3 protein-coding genes are annotated in these 4463 nt (G+C 55.8%); all 3 read left to right on the plus strand.

Annotated features, from left to right (window positions below):
• Positions 1-3328: phage attachment tail tip protein J (gpJ, locus tag ACUU1I_RS19670; protein WP_449144889.1), on the plus strand; the 3328-nt coding region annotated here is incomplete at its 5' end.
• 67 nt (positions 3329-3395) lie between these two features.
• Positions 3396-3995, plus strand: coding sequence for an Ail/Lom family outer membrane beta-barrel protein (locus tag ACUU1I_RS19675; protein ID WP_001233104.1), 600 nt, complete (start codon positions 3396-3398; stop codon positions 3993-3995).
• A gap of 21 nt (positions 3996-4016) precedes the next feature.
• The coding region (locus tag ACUU1I_RS19680) for a prophage tail fiber N-terminal domain-containing protein (RefSeq protein WP_449144890.1) at positions 4017-4463 on the plus strand (447 nt) is incomplete at its 3' end.

Genomic DNA, 4463 nt, shown 5'->3' on the forward strand with positions numbered 1-4463 from the left:
GGTCCTGGACAGCGAGGGGAAGACAAACTTTTCCGGTGTTACGGTGGTGTTCCGCGCCGGCGAGCAGGAGCAGACACCGCCGGAGGGGTTTGAATCTTCCGGCTCAGAGACTGTGCTGGGTACGGAAGTGAAATACGACACGCCGATCACCCGGACCATCACGTCGGCAAACATTGATCGTCTGCGCCTGACCTTCGGTGTGCAGGCACTGGTGGAAACCACCTCAAAGGGGGACCGGAATCCGTCGGAAGTCCGCCTGCTGGTTCAGATACAGCGTAACGGTGGCTGGGTGACGGAAAAAGACATCACCATTAAGGGCAAAACCACTTCGCAGTATCTGGCCTCGGTGGTGGTGGGTAACCTGCCGCCGCGCCCGTTTAATATCCGGATGCGCAGGATGACACCGGACAGCACCACAGACCAGCTGCAGAACAAAACGCTCTGGTCGTCGTACACCGAAATCATCGATGTGAAACAGTGCTACCCGAACACGGCGCTGGTCGGCGTGCAGGTGGATTCAGAGCAGTTCGGTAACCAGCAGGTGAGTCGCAATTATCATCTTCGCGGGCGCATTCTGCAGGTGCCGTCGAACTATAACCCGCAGACGCGGCAATACAGCGGTATCTGGGACGGAACGCTTAAGCCAGCATACAGCAACAACATGGCCTGGTGTCTGTGGGACATGCTCACTCATCCGCGCTACGGCATGGGGAAACGTCTTGGTGCGGCAGATGTGGACAAATGGGCGCTGTATGTCATCGGCCAGTACTGCGACCAGTCAGTGCCGGACGGATTTGGCGGCACGGAGCCGCGCATCACCTGTAACGCTTACCTGACCACACAGCGTAAGGCGTGGGATGTTCTCAGTGATTTCTGCTCGGCGATGCGCTGTATGCCGGTATGGAACGGGCAGACGCTGACGTTCGTGCAGGACCGACCGTCGGATAAAGTGTGGACCTATAACCGCAGTAATGTGGTGATGCCGGATGATGGCGCGCCGTTCCGCTACAGCTTCAGCGCCCTGAAGGACCGCCATAATGTCGTTGAGGTGAACTGGATTGATCCGGACAACGGTCATGAGACGGCGACAGAGCTTGTGGAGGACACGCAGGCCATTGTCCGTTACGGTCGTAACGTCACGAAGATGGATGCCTTTGGCTGTACCAGCCGGGGACAGGCGCACCGCGCCGGGCTGTGGCTGATTAAAACGGAACTGCTGGAAACGCAGACCGTGGACTTCAGCGTCGGCGCAGAAGGGCTTCGCCATGTACCGGGTGATGTCATTGAAATCTGCGATGATGATTATGCCGGTATCAGCACCGGTGGTCGCGTACTGGCGGTGAACAGCCAGACCCGGACGCTGACGCTCGACCGTGAAATCACGCTGCCGTCCTCCGGTACCACGCTGATAAGCCTGGTTGACGGAAATGGCAATCCGGTCAGCGTGGAGGTTCAGTCCGTCACCGACGGCGTGAAGGTGAAAGTGAGCCGGGTTCCTGACGGCGTTGCAGAATACAGCGTGTGGGGGCTGAAGCTGCCGACGCTGCGCCAGCGCCTGTTCCGCTGCGTGAGTATCCGTGAGAACGACGACGGCACGTATGCCATCACCGCCGTGCAGCATGTGCCGGAAAAAGAGGCCATCGTGGATAACGGGGCACACTTTGACGGTGACCGGCGCGGCACGGTGAATGGTGTCACGCCGCCAGCGGTGCAGCATCTGACCGCCGAAGTCACCGCAGACAGCGGGGAATATCAGGTGCTGGAGCGATGGGACACGCCGAAGGTGGTGAAGGGTGTGAGCTTCCTGCTTCGCCTGACCGTGGCAGCGGACGACGGCAGTGAGCGGCTGGTCAGCACAGGCAGGACGACGGAAACCACATACCGCTTCAGGCAGCTGGCGCTGGGGAATTACAGTCTGACAGTCCGGGCGGTAAATGCCCGGGGGCAGCAGGGCGATCCGGCGTCGGTATCGTTCCGGATTGCGGCACCGGCAGCGCCTGTCACTATTGAACTGATACCGGGGTATTTTCAGATAACGGTGGTCCCGAAACTGGCTGTATATGACCCGACGGTGCAGTTTGAGTTCTGGTTTTCGGAAAAGCGGATTGCGGATATCAGGCAGGTTGAAACCAGCGCCCGCTATCTTGGCACGGCGCTGTACTGGATAGCCGCCAGTATCAATATCAGGCCGGGCCATGATTATTATTTTTACGTTCGCAGTGTGAACACCGTTGGCAAATCGGCATTTGTGGAGGCCGTCGGTCGGGCGAGCGATTATGCGGAAGGTTATCTGAGTTTTTATAAAGGGTTGATCAATAAAACGCATCTCGGCAAGGAGTTGTGGACGCAGATTGATAACGGTCAGCTTGCGCCGGACCTGACTGAAATCAGGACGTCCATTACGAATGTCAGCAATGAAATCACGCAAACCGTCAATAAAACACTGGAAAATCAGAGTGCTGCAATCCAGCAGATACAGAAAGTTCAGGTTGATACAAATAATAACCTGAACAGCATGTGGGCTGTGAAGCTGCAACAGATGAAGGACGGACGCCTTTATATTGCGGGTATCGGTGCCGGTATTGAGAATACGCCAGCAGGAATGCAGAGTCAGGTGCTGCTGGCGGCAGACAGGATTGCGATGATTAATCCTGCGAATGGCAACACAAAGCCGATGTTTGTTGGTCAGGGCGATCAGATATTCATGAACGACGTGTTCCTGAAACGCCTGACGGCTCCGACCATTACCAGCGGCGGTAATCCTCCGGCATTTTCCCTGACACCTGGCGGACGGCTGACGGCGAAAAATGCCGATATCAGCGGTAACGTGAACGCGAACTCCGGGACGCTCAACAACGTCACGACTAATAAGAACTGTCGGGTTCTGGGAAAATTGTCCGCGAACCAGATTGAAGGCGATCTCGTTAAAACAGTGGGCAAACCTTTCCCACGGGACTCCCGGGCACCGGAGAGGTGGCCATCAGGGACCATTACCGTCAGGGTTTATGACGATCAGCCGTTTGATCGGCAAATTGTTATTCCCGCGGTGGCGTTTCGCGGTGCTAAACATGAGCGGAAGAATAACAATATTTATTCGTCATGCCGCCTGATAGTGAAGAAAAACGGTGCTGAAATTTATAACCGAACGACCCTGGATAATACGCTGATATATACGGGTGTTATTGATATGCCTGCCGGTCACGGTCACATGACGCTGGAGTTTTCTGTATCGGCATGGCTGGTAAATGGCTGGTATCCCACAGCAAGTATCAGCGATTTGCTGGTTGTTGTGATGAAGAAAGCCACTGCAGGCATCACGATTAGCTGAATTTTATAACCCAGATACGGGCACCAGAAATGGTGCCTTTTTTATTGCAGAAAAGCGAGAGGTAATTATGCGTAAAGTTTGTGCAGCCATTTTGTCCGCAGCCATCTGTCTGGCTGTATCCGGTGCGCCTGCATGGGCGTCTGAACATCAGTCCACGCTGAGCGCCGGGTATCTTCAGCCCCATACTGATATGCCAGGCAGCGATGACCTGAAGGGCATTAACGTGAAATACCGTTATGAGTTTACGGACACGCTGGGGCTGGTGACGTCATTCAGCTATGCCAACGCTGAAGATGAGCAAAAAACGCATTACAGCGATACCCGCTGGCATGAGGATTCCGTGCGTAACCGCTGGTTCAGCGTGATGGCGGGGCCGTCTGTGCGCGTGAATGAATGGTTCAGCGCGTATGCGATGGCGGGCGTGGCTTACAGCCGTGTGTCGACCTTCTCCGGGGATTATCTCCGCGTAACTGACAACAAGGGGAAAACGCACGATGTGCTGACCGGGAGTGATGACAACCGCCACAGCAACACGTCTCTGGCGTGGGGGGCTGGTGTGCAGTTTAACCCGACCGAATCCGTGGCCATTGACCTTGCTTATGAAGGTTCCGGCAGTGGCGACTGGCGCACTGACGGTTTCATTGTGGGTGTCGGTTATAAGTTCTGATTAGCCAGGTAACACAGTGTTATGACAGCCCGCTGGTTCAGGCGGGCTTTTTGTGGGGTGAATATGGCAGTAAAGATTTCAGGTGTACTGAAAGATGGGGCGGGTAAACCTGTCGTAAATTGTGCGATTGAACTGCGGGCCAGAAGAACCAGTCCGACCGTTGTGGCACACGTTGTTGCCACTTGCGTGACGGACAATAACGGTGCTTATGTGATTGAGGCTGAGCCGTGGTATTACGAGGTTGCGCTTCACTGTAACGGCTGGCAGCCAACCCGTGTCGGGGATATTGATGTGGCACCGACTGATGCACCGGGGACACTGAACGCGTTTCTGAATGCACCAAAGGATGGTGATTTACGTCCGGAGGTGATGAAGCGCTTTGAGGAAATGGTGGCGCAGGCGCAGCAGAGTGCCGGGGCTGCAGCCGGAAACGCACAGCAGACGGCGCAGGATGTGGCGGCAGCCGCA

The sequence above is a fragment of the Shigella sp. SIG3 genome, assembly GCF_053555855.1.

Excerpts from the sequence above, each read along its gene's own strand:
- ACUU1I_RS19675 (WP_001233104.1), top strand. The coding sequence starts at position 3,396 with ATGCGTAAAGTTTGTGCAGCCATTTTGTCCGCAGCCATCTGTCTGGCT.